Annotated in this window: 16 protein-coding genes; 5 read left to right on the forward strand and 11 right to left on the reverse strand. The window is 44.8% G+C overall.

Annotated features, from left to right (window positions below; genetic code table 11):
- The 4 genes from IQ263_RS20400 to IQ263_RS20415 all read left to right on the forward strand — a co-directional run.
- A partial coding sequence (locus tag IQ263_RS20400) for an ABC transporter ATP-binding protein (protein WP_228050221.1) occupies positions 1-883 on the forward strand: 883 nt, incomplete at its 5' end.
- A 3-nt stretch (positions 884-886) separates the two neighbouring features.
- Positions 887-2,131: an ABC transporter substrate-binding protein gene (locus IQ263_RS20405; protein ID WP_194069739.1), complete on the forward strand. Its 1,245-nt coding sequence runs from the start codon at positions 887-889 to the stop codon at positions 2,129-2,131.
- Positions 2,132-2,148: 17 nt separating this feature from the next.
- Positions 2,149-2,931, forward strand: coding sequence for an ABC transporter permease (locus IQ263_RS20410; protein ID WP_194069740.1), 783 nt, complete (start codon positions 2,149-2,151; stop codon positions 2,929-2,931).
- 42 nt (positions 2,932-2,973) lie between these two features.
- Positions 2,974-3,570: a TetR/AcrR family transcriptional regulator gene (locus IQ263_RS20415; RefSeq protein ID WP_194069741.1), complete on the forward strand. Its 597-nt coding sequence runs from the start codon at positions 2,974-2,976 to the stop codon at positions 3,568-3,570.
- Positions 3,571-3,666: 96 nt separating this feature from the next.
- On the opposite strand, the gene IQ263_RS20420 is transcribed toward IQ263_RS20415, so the two are convergent.
- From IQ263_RS20420 to IQ263_RS29975, 11 genes are all read right to left on the reverse strand, one after another.
- Complete coding sequence (locus IQ263_RS20420; RefSeq protein ID WP_194069743.1) at positions 3,667-4,767, reverse strand: Mrp/NBP35 family ATP-binding protein; 1,101 nt, start codon at positions 4,765-4,767, stop codon at positions 3,667-3,669.
- The gene (locus tag IQ263_RS20425; RefSeq protein WP_194069745.1) at positions 4,760-5,734 is read right to left on the reverse strand and encodes a HEAT repeat domain-containing protein; all 975 of its coding nucleotides are present in this window, start codon (positions 5,732-5,734) and stop codon (positions 4,760-4,762) included. Before IQ263_RS20425 ends, IQ263_RS20420 begins: the two co-directional genes overlap by 8 nt.
- A 30-nt stretch (positions 5,735-5,764) precedes the next feature.
- Positions 5,765-5,992, reverse strand: coding sequence for a 4Fe-4S dicluster domain-containing protein (locus IQ263_RS20430; RefSeq protein WP_194069747.1), 228 nt, complete (start codon positions 5,990-5,992; stop codon positions 5,765-5,767).
- Between the two features lie 148 nt (positions 5,993-6,140).
- Complete coding sequence (locus tag IQ263_RS20435) at positions 6,141-7,844, reverse strand: fumarate reductase/succinate dehydrogenase flavoprotein subunit (protein ID WP_194069749.1); 1,704 nt, start codon at positions 7,842-7,844, stop codon at positions 6,141-6,143.
- Positions 7,845-7,868: 24 nt separating this feature from the next.
- Positions 7,869-8,948: a sulfonate ABC transporter substrate-binding protein gene (locus tag IQ263_RS20440; protein ID WP_194069751.1), complete on the reverse strand. Its 1,080-nt coding sequence runs from the start codon at positions 8,946-8,948 to the stop codon at positions 7,869-7,871.
- Between the two features lie 338 nt (positions 8,949-9,286).
- Positions 9,287-10,495 carry an acyl-CoA dehydrogenase family protein gene (locus tag IQ263_RS20445; RefSeq protein ID WP_194069753.1) on the reverse strand — a complete coding sequence of 403 codons (1,209 nt, stop codon included), beginning with the start codon at positions 10,493-10,495 and terminating at the stop codon, positions 9,287-9,289.
- A 63-nt stretch (positions 10,496-10,558) separates the two neighbouring features.
- Positions 10,559-11,380, reverse strand: coding sequence for a class I SAM-dependent methyltransferase (locus tag IQ263_RS20450; protein WP_194069755.1), 822 nt, complete (start codon positions 11,378-11,380; stop codon positions 10,559-10,561).
- A 20-nt stretch (positions 11,381-11,400) separates the two neighbouring features.
- Entirely contained in the window at positions 11,401-12,153 is a 753-nt protein-coding gene (locus tag IQ263_RS20455) for an ABC transporter ATP-binding protein (RefSeq protein ID WP_194069757.1), read from the reverse strand.
- Between the two features lie 52 nt (positions 12,154-12,205).
- The gene (locus IQ263_RS20460; RefSeq protein ID WP_194069759.1) at positions 12,206-13,033 is read right to left on the reverse strand and encodes an ABC transporter permease; all 828 of its coding nucleotides are present in this window, start codon (positions 13,031-13,033) and stop codon (positions 12,206-12,208) included.
- A 408-nt stretch (positions 13,034-13,441) separates the two neighbouring features.
- Positions 13,442-14,488: an aliphatic sulfonate ABC transporter substrate-binding protein gene (locus IQ263_RS20465; protein WP_194069761.1), complete on the reverse strand. Its 1,047-nt coding sequence runs from the start codon at positions 14,486-14,488 to the stop codon at positions 13,442-13,444.
- Between the two features lie 120 nt (positions 14,489-14,608).
- Entirely contained in the window at positions 14,609-14,794 is a 186-nt protein-coding gene (locus IQ263_RS29975; RefSeq protein ID WP_194069784.1) for an FAD/NAD(P)-binding protein, read from the reverse strand.
- Positions 14,795-15,089: 295 nt separating this feature from the next.
- Between IQ263_RS29975 and IQ263_RS20475 the strand changes: the two genes are divergently transcribed.
- Complete coding sequence (locus IQ263_RS20475; RefSeq protein ID WP_194069763.1) at positions 15,090-15,692, forward strand: beta-class carbonic anhydrase; 603 nt, start codon at positions 15,090-15,092, stop codon at positions 15,690-15,692.
- Positions 15,693-15,768: the final 76 nt, after the last annotated feature.

Here is a 15,768-nt window from a genome sequence, read left to right on the forward strand (position 1 = left end):
CATCTCCCCCATCCCCTTTCCTCTAACGGATATGAGCAAACCTTCTATTGCATCACTCACAAATGAAACTTGGCAAGATCGGGTGACTCCTCTGCTTTCAGTCCAAAATTTGCAGAAGCAGTACAAAACTCGCCAAGGGTATTTGACTGCATTCGATGGTATTGACTTACAGGTTCACTCTGGTGAAGTCGTTTGTTTGCTGGGTGCGAGTGGGTGTGGTAAGTCCTCCCTGCTAGCAACGATCGCAGGTTTGCAGACAGCCGATCGCGGTGAAATATACCTGCACGGCATTCCAGTCCGTAAAAGTCATCCTCAAGTAGGCGTTGTGTTTCAAGATCCTTGTCTGTTACCTTGGCTTACTGTCGCCCAGAATATTGCTTTTGGACTGAGGCTAAAACAGATGCGATCGCTAACAAAGCCAGAACTGCGATCGCGCATTGCAGTCGCGATCGCCCAGGTGGGATTACAGGGGTTTGAGCGCAGTTATCCACATCAGTTGTCGGGGGGGATGGCGCAGCGGGTAGCACTAGCAAGAACACTGGCCCGTCGCCCCCAACTGCTGCTACTGGACGAACCCTTCAGCGCCCTAGATGCAATTACTCGGTTGGATATGCAAGCTTTGCTGTTGCAAATCATTACCCAACAACAAACAACAGTTTTGATGGTGACACACGATATTGACGAAGCGCTACTACTAGGCGATCGCGTCGTATTAATGGCGCGACATCCAGGGCGAATTTACCAAACTTGGGACATCACGCAACCTAAACCCCGATTTCAGCAAGCCCATACCCTAACTGAAACTCGTTTCACCATCTTAGAGGCTTTATCCACCGTGATGGATACATCTGCCAATCTTCCTCATGCTTTCATAGGAGACTAAATTATGACATTGCCTAATGTCTGTGCCTGCTGCGGTATGAGTCGGCGCGATTTTCTGAAAATGACGGCTCTATTTTCTACTTCTCTAGGTTTAACTTTAGCAGCCAATGGTTGCCAATCAACCACACCCCAAGCAGGGAATAGTGCTAGCCCGACTCCTAGCAAATCCAGCGCTGACCAACCAGTAAAGATTGGCTATCTACCGATTACTGATGCAGCCCCCTTGCTAATTGCCCACGCTAAAAAGCTGTATGAAGCAGAGGGCTTAACGGCTGAACCACCGCGCCTGTTTCGCTCTTGGGCGCAAGTGGTAGAAGCGTTTCTCGCCCGTCAGGTGAATGTAGTTCATGTGCTATCACCCATCACGGTATCGCTACGTTATGGGCGCAAATTTCCCGCTAAGGTTGTGGCTTGGAACCACGTTAACGGATCGGCGCTTACAGTTTTGCCTGAAGTAGAAACGGTGAGAGATTTGGGTGGGAAAACGATCGCGATTCCCTTCTGGTACTCCATCCATAACGTTGTTTTGCAACAAGTGCTGAAGAAGGAGGGATTGATAGTTACCCGAAAACCAAAAGATGCAGAATTAGCCGCCAATGAAGTGAATTTGGTCGTGCTTCCCCCGCCGGATATGGTGTCAGCATTAGCAAATAAAGCGATCGGGGGTTACATTGTGGCAGAACCTTTTAATGCGGCGGCTGAAAACCTGAAAACCGGTAAAATTCTCCGCTTTACGGGAGATGTCTGGAAGAATCATGCTTGCTGCGTTGTCTTTCTGCATGAAGAAGATATTACCCAACGTCAAGAATGGACGCAGAGTGTGGTTAATGCGATTGTTAAAGCTCAGGCATGGATTCGAGACAATCGCGAAGAAACAGCCCAGATTTTATCAAAAGATGGTAGCGGCAAATATACACCCCATCCTTTACCTGTACTGAAACGTACCCTGACTTACTACGAAAAAGAGGTGTACGGCAAGCAGGGCGCTATTGTGCATCCTGACTGGGACATTAATCGCATTGATTTCCAGCCCTATCCTTTTCCTTCTTATACAGAAGAATTGGTGCGGTTGTTGAAAGATACTCAGGTTGAGGGAGATATGGCTTTTTTGCAAGCGCTCGATCCGAAGGAGGTTGCCAAAGATTTGGTAGATGATTCCTTCGTTAAACAAGCGATACAACAGGTTGGTGGATTAAAGACTTTTGGTTTACAGGATAACTTCTCTCGCTCTGAGACGATCGCCATCTAACCATCTAAATTAAATTTATGACATCCACTCTTACTCCTCTGAAATCATCTTTCAAGCTTAAGTTTCCTCTACCCCTAGCAGGGCTTCTCGGTGGTTCCCTAATCTGGTGGGTGTTGACAACTCCACTTTGGCACAGCGATCCGACTGTAGCTGATTTTTCCCCAGAGCGAACTGTCGTTGCCCTAATACAGCTATTTGGCACAGGTGCGATCGTTCCCCATATCACAACCAGTTTGCGGCGGATGTTGGTGGGGTTATCGGTGGCGATCGCGATCGGGGTGCCCCTGGGGGTGGTATTGGGTTTGTCTCGCCCTTTAGAGCAAACTACTTCTGCTCTGTTCCAGTTTATTCGGATGATTTCCCCCTTGTCTTGGATGCCTCTGGCAGTTATGGTTTTAGGCATTGGCGATCTGCCTGTTTATTTCCTACTAACGATCGCCGCGATCTGGCCGCTGGTATTAAACACAACCGCAGGCGTATTAGCCGTCAATCCACGATGGTTATTACTTTCCCAAAGTCTTTGTGCCACCCGTTGGGAAACAATTGCTGGGGTGATTATTCCAGCGATTGTGCCCCACCTGTTAACTGGCGTGCGCTTGGCAATTGGTATTATTTGGATGGTGCTGGTTCCAGCGGAAATGCTCGGTGTCAGTGCGGGGTTGGGGTATTATATTCTGGATACGCGCGATCGCCTGTCTTATTCAGAACTAATGGCTGTAATTTTAATTATTGGTGTCATTGGTTATGGTTTAGATAGTGCGCTAAGATTTGCTTATCAGCAATGGACTCATCAGTCTTAATTAAAGGTTAGGATACTCTTGCTGTCGAGATTTCTTGTGTTAATGGTCAACCTCAAACGTACTCGTGAAGATATATTGTCTGCTGTTTTAGATTTGATTCACCGCCAAGGATTTCACTCAACTGGGTTGAAAGAGTTGCTAACCCATAGTGGTATTTCTTCTGGTAGTTTCTATAACTATTTTGCCTCGAAAGATGAGCTAGGTCATGCTCTAATTGACTGGAAGTGGAGCAAGCTAAAGTCTATACTGTTTGGTGAAATTCAGACTGATGCGATCGCCCAACTTTTTCTAATGATCGATCGCTTAGAAACCATTCATCAAGCTGAAAAACCTTGTGCTGGCTGTTTTCTTGGTAATTTGATTGTAGAGCTAGTGGAACATGACCCTACATTTCGTCAACATCTGATCCAGGTTTTTGATGAGTGGCAGCAGGAAATAGCTAGTTTGCTGTTTGCTGGCCGCGCTCAACTTAAGCCAGAGATCGATCCTGAACGACTGGCACAACAGCTTTTGAGTGCGATCGAGGGGGCATTATTGCTAGGACGCTTATACGATAACCCTGAGCGCTTACAATATTGCCTTGATGGGTGTCGTTATTTGTTGCAAGCATCCTTGCAAAATGAACTTGTGTCTAAATAATTGGGTCTTCCGTACTTACTGTGCTAAATTGTCTCAAAAAAATACCGAAAATCCTTGCAGGGCAAAAGTTGGGAGATTACCAAGTTTATCTGTATCTCACTCACCGGAAAATAGCTGTAGATCGGTAGCGATCGCAGGAGAAAAAGTAGCATCTAGTCCTGCGGCTATCTGCATAAAAATCTGAGATACCGCCGAGTTTGGATCTGCAATTGTTAGCGGTTTTCCTGTATCACCGCCCGCACAGATGCGCGGATCTATAGGAATTTGGGCAAGAAGGGGCGCTTGAAGTTCTTCTGCTAGTTGTTTACCGCCGCCACTACCAAAAATTTGCAGCGGTTGTGAATCGCGATCGCAAATTAAATAACTCATATTTTCAATAATGCCAAGAACCGGAACCCCAACCTGACGAAACATATAAATATTGCGACGAACATCGGAAATAGATATTTGTTGCGGCGTAGTAACAAGTATCACTCCACAAATCGGACTTTCTTGCACAATGGTAATTTGAGCATCTCCGGTTCCTGGGGGTAAATCAATTAATAAATAATCTAATTCGCCCCATTCTACGTCTTGAATAAACTGAGTAATAATTTTGTGGAGAACGGGGCCGCGCCATGCTAAAGGGCGTTCTGGTTCGGCTAGTAAACCCACAGACATCAGTTTAATTCCCTGGGCTTCCAAGGGTAAAAATTTCTGACCTTTGGCAGTATTAACTGTCTCGATATCTGCTTGTCCTAAGCCTAACATTTGAGGAATATTCGGGCCATAAACATCAGCATCTAGTAAGCCTACTTTTGCCCCTTGTAATTTTAAAGCGGCGGCTAAGTTGACGGCAGTTGTAGATTTTCCGACTCCCCCTTTACCGCTAGAAATAGCTAAGGTAGTTCGCACGTTGGCTATAGTGCAAATTTGAATATAAGTTTTTTTGCACCAGTTTATAGGTGATAAAATAGATTCAATCTTTGCTTGTAAGTCTTGCTGATGCGAACCAATATAAAGGCGCAAATAAATGTAATCATCAACAATTCGCAAATTTCGCACCATTCCCAAACTGATGATATCATTTTTGAGGGAGGGTTCGATGACTTGTTTGAGATAGTTTACAACTTCTTGCTGTCGCAATTCTCCCAAAATATCGGGGTTTTCTGAGGGTAGATGTGAGTCAGTTTTTGGTAAGGAGGAAGAATTAAGCATTGGGGGAATTTTGCAGTAATTTTTGAATTTTTTGAATTGCTCTTTCAGAAAAGATAGAGACTTCTTTATCGGGATCGTCGAGGGATTGCTGTAGCGCATTCATCGCCGCAGGATTGCTAAGATTACCGAGGGCGATCGCGGCTTCTTTTCGCACATCTGAATATTCATCAGCCAAGGCTCTAATTAAAGCAGGTAGCACTCGTTCATCGGGCACTTTTTGCAAAGCTTGTAACGCGAATTTGCGGACTTGCCAGTGTTCGTCACTTACCGCCGTTTCCAGTGCAGAAATTGCCGCAGAATCGGCATGAATTGTCAAAGATTTAGCCGCATTTCGTCGCACTTGCCAGTCAGTATCGCTTTTGAGGGTTTGACACAAAATAAAGATAATTTCTGGATCTGTTAAATGTCCTAAAGTTAAAGCTGTCGCCCGACGAACATTGACATCTGCATCAGATATTAGAGCTAAAGCTTGGGGGCATTTTTCCACCTGATTGAGATAGCTGAGAGTAGTTACCGCTGCCGCTCTCAATTCAGGAACTTTTGAGGCAAAAAATGGTAAAATATCTGGTAAAGATTGAGCATCGTGAATCTTCCTTAACAAAGTTAAGATATTGAGTTGGATATTAACATTGTCGCGGTGAAGGGCATCTAGGAGTTGCTGTAAGTCAGTGGGTGAAACTAATTCATTCAAAGCCGATAATGCTTCTTGGCGAATATCGATATCGGCGGAACCTAGACACTCGATTAAAGCGGGAATAGCGACAGGGTTGCCAATTTCCCAAAGGGCAGATATGGCAATTTTTTGAACGGCAATGCTGTCATCGGATAGGGCAAGAAGTAGGGCATTTGTAGCTTCTTCATCGCCCAAATATTGTAGATTTTTAACAGCAACGAGGCGATCGCTGAGATCGGGCGATCGCAACATTTCTAACCATTGATTTAATTCGCTATCAATCTCAGCATTCATGTTTTACAATTCCTACAAAGTAGAACAAAATTAGCGCAACAAGAAAGGTATTTTCACCGTAATTGCATTAGTTGGACATTCTTTTTCACAGGGTAAGCAAAACCAACATTCATCGTATTTCATGTAAGCTTTGCCTGTTTCTGGATTTTTGGCTAATACATCCAAAGGACAAACATCAATGCAGACATGGCATTTTTCCAAACACTTAGACTCATCTACAGTGACGGGAACATCAACTCGTTGTGTAATTAAAGCCATAGTTAGTTGTAATTGTTAATAGACCTTTCACGGGCGGGCAGGAGGCCCACCCCACAAGAAAATTAATTTTGTGGAACAGGCCGGAAAGCCTGTTCAGGAGAATCGTGCAAGATGTAAGGTGAAATAAATGTTCGCTCTCTATAATAACTCAACGAGCGACAACATCATAATCCTCTTTATGCAAATCCACCTCCACAATATAAGGTTCAACTGGACGCTTAAACAATCTCATTTCTCCCGAGTCTTCTTTTTTCAAATTAACATGGCAAAACCACTCTTCATTATTCTTTTCAGGGTAATCTAATCGATAATGATAAAGCCCCCAACGAGTCTCGCGGCGATATAAAGAAGCCCTCGCGGCCATCTCCGCACAATCGCGAATAAAGTGAACTTCCATGCAGCGCATTAACTCATGGGCATCGCGAGCACCCATTTCCTCTAAGGTGTCGTGATAGCGGACAAAATTATTCAGCCCAATTTCCAGTTTATTCCCTACTTTTGGCGGCTGTAAATAATCATTTACCAAACGCCGCAACTTATATTCTACTTGCGTGTGAGGTATTCCATTCGGCAGATTTAGAGGTGCATAAATCCGTGCTTTCTCTGCTTCCAGAAATTCCGCATCCGGCTCGATATAATCTAAATCTTGAATGTAATCAATGGCATTAGTTCCTGCTATTCTGCCAAACACAAACGCGCCGATCATATAATTATGAGGAACGCTGGCCATATCTCCGGCTGCATAGAGTCCCGGTACAGTTGTTTCTGCCTTTTCATTCACCCAAACACCAGAGGCGCTGTGGCCGCTGCATAGCCCTATTTCGGAAATGTGCATCTCCACGCCGTGAGAGCGATAATTTTCCCCTCTCCCTTCATGAAATCTGCCTCGACTCGGCCGCTCATTCGACCAAAGAATTGACTCAATTTCAGCAATAGTATCCTCATCAAGATGAGTCATTTTTAATTGAATCGGCCCTTTGCCAGAGTTTAACTCCTTCCAGATTTCCAGCATCATTTGACCGCTCCAATAATCGCAACTAATGAAGCGATGACCTTCGGCATTAGCAGTATGAGCGCCAAAGGGGCCGGCAACATAAGCGCAAGCAGGGCCGTTATAATCTTTAATTAACGGGTTGACTTGAAAGCACTCAATGTTACTAAGTTCTGCGCCGGCATGGTAAGCCATTGAATAGCCATCTCCGGCATTAGTCGGATTTTCATAGGTTCCATAAAGGTAGCCAGAATCTGGTAGTCCTAAACGGCCGCAAGCACCTGTAGAAAGTATGACAGCTTTGGCTTGAATTACTACAAAATCGCCATTTCGCACGTCAAAGCCAACGGCTCCAGTAGCGCGTCCTTTTTGTACTAAAACGCGGGTTGCCATGACTCGATTGGTAACTTTAACTTTATGGCGTTTCACCTGTCGAGTTAAAATTTGTTTGAGGTCTTTACCTTCGGGCATTGGTAACACATATTTGCCGACGCGGTGGACTTGTTTTAAGTCGTAGTTCCCCTGAGCATCTTTCTGAAATTTTACTCCCCAAGTTTCTAACTCTTGGATGACTTCATAGCCTAATTTTCCGGTTTGATAAACAGCTTTTTGGTTGAGGATACCGTCATTAGCAAGGGTAATTTCGCGGACGTACTGTTCGGGTGTGGAATGCCCGGGAATGACAGCAGTATTTACGCCATCCATTCCCATGGCGATCGCACCACTTCTGCGAATATTTGCTTTTTCTAAAATTAGCACTTCGCTATCAGGATTTGCCTGTTTAGCTTTGATGCCAGCCATCGTGCCAGCCGTACCGCCACCAATTACCAACACATCGGTTTTTATCCATTGAGTATTCACGTTCCTTTCCCCTTGCTAATGACTCTACTTACTATCTTTCAACACGATTTCTTTAACCTGAACTGGCTTAGGAATAAGCTCCAATTTATGGAAAGTATCAGCAATTTGCTGCTGTCCGGCTATCTCTTCATCCGTCAGGGGAGAAACGCCATACTTACGTCGCTTTTCTGACACTTCTAAGACGGAAGCTTCTATTCCTAATTGCGTCTCCAAAAATTTAGCAACTTCTACTGGATTGCCCGCCGCCCATTTATCTACCTTTTTTACCTCATCTAAAATGAGTTTCAAAATCTCAGGATGTTCGTCAACAAAAGCCTTACGAGCGAGATAGTAACCTCGATTCGCAGCAATTCCTGTGGCATCTTCGATCAATCGTGCGCCTGCGGTTTTTTCTGCTGCTGCTAAATACGGGTCCCAAATTGCCCAAGCATCTACATTTCCGCCTTCAAAAGCCGCCCGTGCATCTGCTGGTTTGAGAAAAACTGGAGTGATGTCGCTGTATTTAAGTCCCGCCGATTCTAAGGCTTTAACTATGAAGTAATTGGTGTTAGATCCTTTGGCAAAAGCAACTTTTTTGCCTTTCAGATCGGCAATAGTTTGTATGGGTGAATCCTTGGGAACCACAATCCCTTCAGACTGAGGATTGGATGTTTCGTAAGCAACATAAACTAATGGCGTTCCGGCAGCTTGAGCAAAAACTGGCGGCGCTTCTCCTGTGTAGCCGAAGTCAATACTGCCTGCATTCATTCCTTCTAATAATGGTGGCCCAGCCGGAAATTCTACAAATTTTACAGAAGATTTGGAGGCGGCTAAGGCTTTTTCTAAGTCGCCTTTGGTTTTGAGGGCGTTGAGAACAGTAGCCGATTTTTGGAAGCCGATGTTAACAGTAACGCTTTTTGCAGGTGCGGCACTGTTGGTTGGGGTGGTGGGTTTATTGGCTGTGTCCGTTGTGCTAGCGCTGGAAGCACAAGCTGTTACTCCCAGAGTCAATCCGAGTCCGGTTGCAAACAGCAGGGAAAGACTGCCACCTCTTGGAGAAAGGAAATTTTGGCGGTAGTAAGTCAAAATGCTTAAAGGCTGGGTTTCTGAGAACTTAATCCACATAAATATCAATAAGAAAGGGATTGAGAGTAACTTTATTGGCAGTATACTACTGTATGTCGATACTTTTACCGGAGTTAATAGTTATTTACTTTCGGAGGTTAAGATTTTGGGGTGCGATCGCTCATGGTTACAGCACTTCAGTCCATCAGGTAGCCTCCCGATTTTGTAGGGTGCGTCAGACGCAGCGATTGAACGAGTCGTTAGGGTTCGATCGTAGTAGAGCACCTTAGTAATTGTGCAGTTGCGTAAATACTGTACAAATTCGGGATGCTCTCCGTCCATCAACCAAGTTTCTGGAGAAAAATTGAAGATAAAACATCCTTTTTGAAGGATGATTTTTACGTATAAAAGCTGGGATTAGGGAGCTGATCGTTGAGTACCCAGTTACCCAGATCGTGAATTTTATAGTCAACAGAATCATGTAGCGTAAACGTTCTCAGATTGCGCCAGTAGCGATCGAAACCATATTTACTGGTGGTAGCACGCGCCCCCATCACTTCAAAAATGCGAGTTGTCACATCTAAACCTATTTTGGTGGCAGCAATTTTGGCCGTTGCGATCGCGATCGCGCATTTTCCACGTTCTTCTGTTGTTAAATCTATGCCTTTTTCCCAAGCTGCTTGCAGAATGGCGGCGGCTCGATCCGTCAAACTGCTAACTGCTTGCAAATCGACCCACATTTCTCCGTAGTGCTTGAGAATGTAGGGATCTTCCGTCACACTAGGAGCAGTGGAAGTCAACCAAGGTCGTCCTTGGGTGCGGGTATAGTCTTTAGCAGCATCAAATGCTCCTTCGGCAATACCCAGATAAATATGGGCAAGATTTATTTGCGTCAAACAAGCTCGTAAAGTACGGAAAGGAATATCAGCACGGGTGCGATCGCCAAATACTTCCGACTCATAAACGCGCACTTGGTCGAAACTAATACTACCGCTATCAGTTTGACGTTGCCCGATATTATCCCAATCGTCATGGATTTTTACACCCTCTCTTCGAGTGGGAATTACAATAATCGTGAGTTCCGAGGTATCTTGACGAACCGCAGTGATGGGTAAGATATCTGAATCTTTAGAGCCAGAACAAAAGCTTTTTGTACCATTCAGTAAAAAGCCTATACCATCAGGAGTTAAAGTCGCACGGCGATCGAGAGGATTGAGAGCATTGCACCAGAACCAATTGTTTGTCATTGTATCTTTGTAGAACTGTGCCTTGTGTTCCTCCGTGCCAAAAAGATGCGGGATAACTACCCCTAAATGGTGATAGGAGTAAACATGAGCTAGAGAACTATCAGCCTTTGCCAACTCGCGGGAAATTTGGAGTGCAGTAATCCACGTTTCGCCAATACCGCCATATTCTTTAGGAATAATCAAACCGAGCAAACCGCTAGAACGAAGGCGATCGCGTTCATACTTTGGCGTACCGCCAAGACGATCGCGTTCGATGGCAGTAGCAGCAAATTCTTGAGCAAGCGATCGCGCGATCGCTACATAATCTTGCTTGCTGTCTTGCTGTGTTGTGCTTTTCGAGTCTACAAGGGATATTTTCATATTGACGATCCAAAATTGAGGGAAGTAATGAGGTACAAAGGATTTAGGATTCCTATAGGTTGGTCAGTCCTTAAAACCAAAGTAAACAGAAATAGGTACATCTTCAACAAACTGACCTGAAGGTTCAGCACTGAGAATTGCTGCTTTAATTTCCGCTTCAAATACAGAAGTATCGCCATTAAAGTAATCACGACGGCAGTAAGCGGTGGAGTAGAGATAACCAATAAAATTATCGATCGTCCATTGTTTTTGAAAGTCAATATTATGGCGCTCGATCCGCGCGAATGGCGATCGGTCCAAAACTTCTAAATCAGACTTGTAGAGCAAAGGAACGCTACTAGAACCCACACGCCGCTCTTCTCCTAGCCACCGTTTGATCGTAGCTAGCACATTTTGTGCCCAAACAGATTCATTCGACCAAATATCTTTTTCAGTTTGAATAATGACTATCCCCGTATTAGGGTTACTGGTGCGATCGAGCAGATCGTAGCTACGCTGTAGCACCAATTCTTGATCCATCCAATGAAAAGCACGACCAATGGTGACAAGGGAAAATGTACCAATTGCCGGGGAAATATTTTCTGCTAAATCCCTTACCCAAGTGATATTTGAAGCCTGAGCCAGTTTAGCTTCTTGCTTGGCAACTTCGAGCATTTCTGGATCTGGATCGATACCTAAAACAGATTGAAATCGATCGTGTAAGGCGATCGCTACCAAGCCAATCCCACAGCCGAGATCGAGAAGCTTGCCTTGGCCATCTAATTGAAATTTCTGTGAGATTAAATCGTAAAGAGCCTTTGGGTAGCGCGGTCGATATTGCAAGTAATAAGAAATCGCTCCTTGAAAAAGCGTAGGATCGTAGTTTGGAAGTAATTTAGTAGTCATAATTTAAGTCAAGTTGGGATTTAAACCTCTAAAGGAACAGTTGGCGTATTGGATAAATCCAAGGTACTTAACAACTTTTCTTTCCAATATTGCAAATCGCGATCGGTACGCCTGCGGGGACGGGGAAGATCGATATTTAGCTCGAGATGGATGCGTCCAGGATTGCCACGCATGACGATCGCGCGATCGCTTAAAATCAGTGCTTCTTCAACATCATGGGTGACAAGAATCATGGTTTGGCGATCGGATTGCCAAATTTCTAACAGACGATCCTGTAATTGCATTCTAGTAAAGGAATCCAGAGCGCTAAAGGGTTCGTCTAGCAATAAAATAGAAGGATTAGTCACAAGGGCACGGGCGATCGCCACCCGTTGAGCCATTCCTCCTGATAATTGGCGCGGCAGCAAACGAGCAAAATCTTGTAATCCAACCTTAACTAGAGCATCACTTGCCCGTGCCTTGCGTTCATCCTTCGGTAAATGATGCAAACCAAACTGCACATTTTCCCAGACGGTTAACCAAGGCATCAGGCGAGGTTCTTGAAAGATTACACCAATTTCGGGATGAGGTTTGTCAATGCGAATATTGTCAATTCGCACATCTCCATAAGTTGGCAAATCTAATCCAGCAACGATTCGTAAAAGTGTACTTTTGCCGCAACCACTCGTACCGATTAAACTCACAATCTCGCTACGATTCACAGTTAAATCAATAGACTCCAACCCTACAAAGCCATTTTTAAATCGCTTATGTAGTCCTTCGATGAGTAGCATATATATTTCCTCCTTGGCGCTTTGAATGAATGCTTGAAACAAAGGCTTTGAACTAATGGTTGGAAGCGTAAACATCCTGCCAATGGAGTAGCCAATGCGATCCAAAGCCGATCGCTGAGTCAGTCACTTTTCCGCAAATAGCAAACAGGAGAATGCTAGCAAGGGTGATGGCCGGTCGTCCAGTCGCTTGCCCGTCGATTAATAAGAAGCCTAAGCCCTGACTGGCTCCCATCAATTCAGCCGCCACGACAAACATCCAGCCCAAACCCAAGCCACTTCGCAAACCGACGATGTAGGCAGGCAATGTCGCGGGCAAGAATACACGGCTGATAAGCTGCCAATCGTTAAGTCTATAAATTTTGCCAACTTCAACCAATTTGCGATCGACATTGTGAATGCCGCTCATCAGATTTAAGTAAACGGGGAAGAAGACTCCAACGGCGATCAGAGCAATTTTGGAAGGCTCATGAATTCCCATCCAAAGGATGAATAGGGGCACCCATGCGAGGGAAGGAATGTTACGGAGTGACTGCAAAAGTGGGTCGAGTAAATCGTGAATTAGGCCAGAATAGCCTGTTAATCCTCCTAGAATAGTGGCAAAAAATGTACCAATTAGGAAGCCAACAAAGACTCGATAGAGTGTAATGCCGATGTGTTGCCATAGTTCCCCTGCTGCACCGAGTTCCCATACTGTTTTGAGAACAGTTGAGGGAGCAGGTAACAAGTTAGGAGCAACCAAACCAAACCTAGACAGACTTTCCCAGAATATTAAGAGAAAGACTGGCAAGAGCAAGCCTTTTATTCTGCCCAGACGACTGAGGAATTGCCAGATATTACCTGTTTGCGCCCTTGGTATTGCGATCGCAAGTCTTTGTTCCATAACTTATTGCTAATGGCTAATTGCTAATGGCTAATTGCTAATTGCTGGAAGCGTAAGCTGGGGAGCATCTCACTTTTGCAGCCAAGCTAGAAATTGGAGGTAGGAGGCAGGAGACAGGAGACAGGAGGAAAGAGGAAGAAAGAAGGAGTCAAAAGAAGTCTTTTTACAAATATGAGATGCTCCCGTAAGCTGTTACGCATTTAGATCGCTAACGAAGTAAGTAGGTGCGTCAGCTACAAGACTTACGCTTAAACGGGAAACACTTCGGACTGACGCACCCTACAATCTGTTTTAAAGGTTCAACAGCTTACCTCACCTACTACATAAGCACAATTAAGAGGGCTAAAGCCCAACTACGTACCTCACTTGTTTAAGAATCGCTATATATCCAAAGCAGATGTTTTTTACTTAGGATTTGGCAATCTTTGCTACATATTGCGGATCGATTAAATCGTTAACTACTGTAGTCACGTCAACGGATTTCTCAATCACGCCGCTTTTTTTCAAGACATCTCCGGCAGCACTAATAACGGCTTTTTGTTCGTCACCAATCGATGAGTTTGAGAGATTGGTTCGCTCCTCTAATTGTTTAGTTGCTACTGCTTCTGTCAACTTCGATGCTTTAATCACCACTTGCTTGAGTTCGCTGGGATTTGCGATCGCCCATTTCCGTGCCTTCTCATAGGCGGTGAGCACTTGACTAACTTGTTCAGGATATTGTTTAGCAAATGCCTCGCGGACATTCAAAAAGCCTTGGCTAATTAGTTTAGTATCGCGGAAGAAGAGTTTCGAGCCTTTTTCTACTTCTGTCTGTGCCATAAATGGATCGAGGCCAGCCCAGGCATCCACATCGCCTTTCTCAAGGGCAGCTTTACCGTCAGCATGGGGCAAAGGCACAATTTCTACATCTTTGGCAGTTAAACCGACTCGATCCAAGGCACGCAATAAGAAAATAAACGGATCTGTTCCGCGCGTTGCTGCAACTTTCTTACCTTTTAAATCTGTGACTTTTTGAATGGAAGAACTTGCAGTAGTTACTAATGCCGTCCATTCGGGTTTAGAGTAAACGTAAATAGATTTGATGGGATTGCCATTGGCTTTGGCAATCAGTGCGGAAGCACCAGAAGTTGAGCCAAAGTCAATGCTGCTGCCATTGAGAAACTCTAATGCCTTGTTACTACCTTGACTGAGAACCCATTCGACTTTGATATTGGCTTTGGCTAAGTCTTCTTCTAGCCAGCCTTTTTCTTTGAGTACGAGACTGACAGGATTGTAGTAGGCATAATCTAAACGTACTACCGTAGGAACTGCCGTAGGAGATGAGCCTGGAGATGCTGCTGTAGTGTTAGTTCCAGGAGAGGAAGAATTACAGGCATTGACTAATACCGCTAGAAACAGCCCAGAAATAAAAAATAGCAGTAACCTACGTCTGGCAATGGCAAACCATTTGCTCATGATTGGTCTCCTCAACTCCTTGCTGAATGTCTCGCTTAATTAGGACTTACGTAATTTATACGATAAATCAATCGGTTTACCGTAGTATTCGATTTATCTTACAGCAAGGCACACTCAAGATCAATAGTTATAATGACCAACTCGACTGTTGGTGGTGGTATGGGCAACTCCCTTGCCAATATGGCGATCGCGCTCAATCAGCTTGATTAGCAAGGGGCGGTGGGCTGTTTTTAACAGGTGAGTCGCTACTAGAGAACCACTAAAGCCAGCACCGACGGTCGCGCGCGATCGTTGTTGGAGTATCAGAAATCATCAGTATTGTCGGAACCACATCAACATCAAATAGAAGAGTTCGGCTTGTCAGTATTTTCGGTATTTGAAGTTGTCACACTCATTAACTGACCGACAACCCAGATCGACGGTATTTTGGCGATCGCTTCAGAATCTGGTCATGGGCTGCCATAACTGCCGTCAAAATCCAAAAGGTATCTCTGGAACATTTCAATAACGGCAACATTTGCTAAAATACGGTTTACTTATCGATATACCGTATTTTGTTGTCACCTGCAATCATCGCTCAACTATTCAGGAAAATTCAAGCATGAGTCAAGTTCTGCAAGAAGTGCTGTCTGCTAACCAGGAATATGCTGCCGCCTTTGGTGACAAAGCCAATTTGCCCCTGCCTCCTGGTCGTCGCTTTGCCATTCTGACCTGCATGGACGCTCGCCTCGATCCTGCCAAATATGCTGGGCTGGCAGAAGGGGATGCCCATGTCATCCGTAACGCTGGAGGACGGGCAAGCGATGACGCAATTCGATCGCTCGTAATATCTTACAAGCTATTGGGAACTGTTGAATGGTTCGTTATTCACCATACGGACTGTGGGATGCAACTCTTTACCGACAGCATCATCCGGGAATTATTGACAAATAGCCTGGAAACCGCCTTAATTAACGAAAACGGTTGGCGAGATGTTGGGCAAAGTCCAGGTTCGACGGAAGGTGAATTTGTGGATTGGTTAACGTTCAAAGATTTGGCAGAAAGCGTGTTTGTGGATGTAAAACGAATTCGCAACCATCCCCTTGTGCCACCAACTATTCCGATTTATGGCTTTATTTATGATGTGAAAACAGGGCAATTGATTGAAGTACCCAGCGCAACTGAAGTCGGTCTAGCAACAGTTGCAGCGATCGCGTCATCGTAAAGAACGATCGCAAAAATGCAGAATGTTTTGCGGTTTTCTCAACTATGAAAAGCGTGCTTTTCACGCTCTCACCATT

This window comes from Tychonema sp. LEGE 06208 (genome assembly GCF_015207505.1).
Lineage (GTDB): Bacteria > Cyanobacteriota > Cyanobacteriia > Cyanobacteriales > Microcoleaceae > Microcoleus.

What these genes read in the sequence shown, in the direction of transcription:
- IQ263_RS20405 (WP_194069739.1), top strand. Translation starts at nt 887, where the DNA reads ATGACATTGCCTAATGTCTGTGCCTGCTGCGGTATGAGTCGGCGCGAT.
- IQ263_RS20410 (WP_194069740.1), top strand. Translation starts at nt 2,149, where the DNA reads ATGACATCCACTCTTACTCCTCTGAAATCATCTTTCAAGCTTAAGTTT.
- IQ263_RS20415 (WP_194069741.1), top strand. Translation starts at nt 2,974, where the DNA reads ATGGTCAACCTCAAACGTACTCGTGAAGATATATTGTCTGCTGTTTTA.
- IQ263_RS20420 (WP_194069743.1), bottom strand. Translation starts at nt 4,767, where the DNA reads ATGCTTAATTCTTCCTCCTTACCAAAAACTGACTCACATCTACCCTCA.
- IQ263_RS20425 (WP_194069745.1), bottom strand. Translation starts at nt 5,734, where the DNA reads ATGAATGCTGAGATTGATAGCGAATTAAATCAATGGTTAGAAATGTTG.
- IQ263_RS20430 (WP_194069747.1), bottom strand. Translation starts at nt 5,992, where the DNA reads ATGGCTTTAATTACACAACGAGTTGATGTTCCCGTCACTGTAGATGAG.
- IQ263_RS20440 (WP_194069751.1), bottom strand. Translation starts at nt 8,948, where the DNA reads ATGTGGATTAAGTTCTCAGAAACCCAGCCTTTAAGCATTTTGACTTAC.
- IQ263_RS20445 (WP_194069753.1), bottom strand. Translation starts at nt 10,495, where the DNA reads ATGAAAATATCCCTTGTAGACTCGAAAAGCACAACACAGCAAGACAGC.
- IQ263_RS20450 (WP_194069755.1), bottom strand. Translation starts at nt 11,380, where the DNA reads ATGACTACTAAATTACTTCCAAACTACGATCCTACGCTTTTTCAAGGA.
- IQ263_RS20455 (WP_194069757.1), bottom strand. Translation starts at nt 12,153, where the DNA reads ATGCTACTCATCGAAGGACTACATAAGCGATTTAAAAATGGCTTTGTA.
- IQ263_RS20460 (WP_194069759.1), bottom strand. Translation starts at nt 13,033, where the DNA reads ATGGAACAAAGACTTGCGATCGCAATACCAAGGGCGCAAACAGGTAAT.
- IQ263_RS20465 (WP_194069761.1), bottom strand. Translation starts at nt 14,488, where the DNA reads ATGAGCAAATGGTTTGCCATTGCCAGACGTAGGTTACTGCTATTTTTT.
- IQ263_RS20475 (WP_194069763.1), top strand. Translation starts at nt 15,090, where the DNA reads ATGAGTCAAGTTCTGCAAGAAGTGCTGTCTGCTAACCAGGAATATGCT.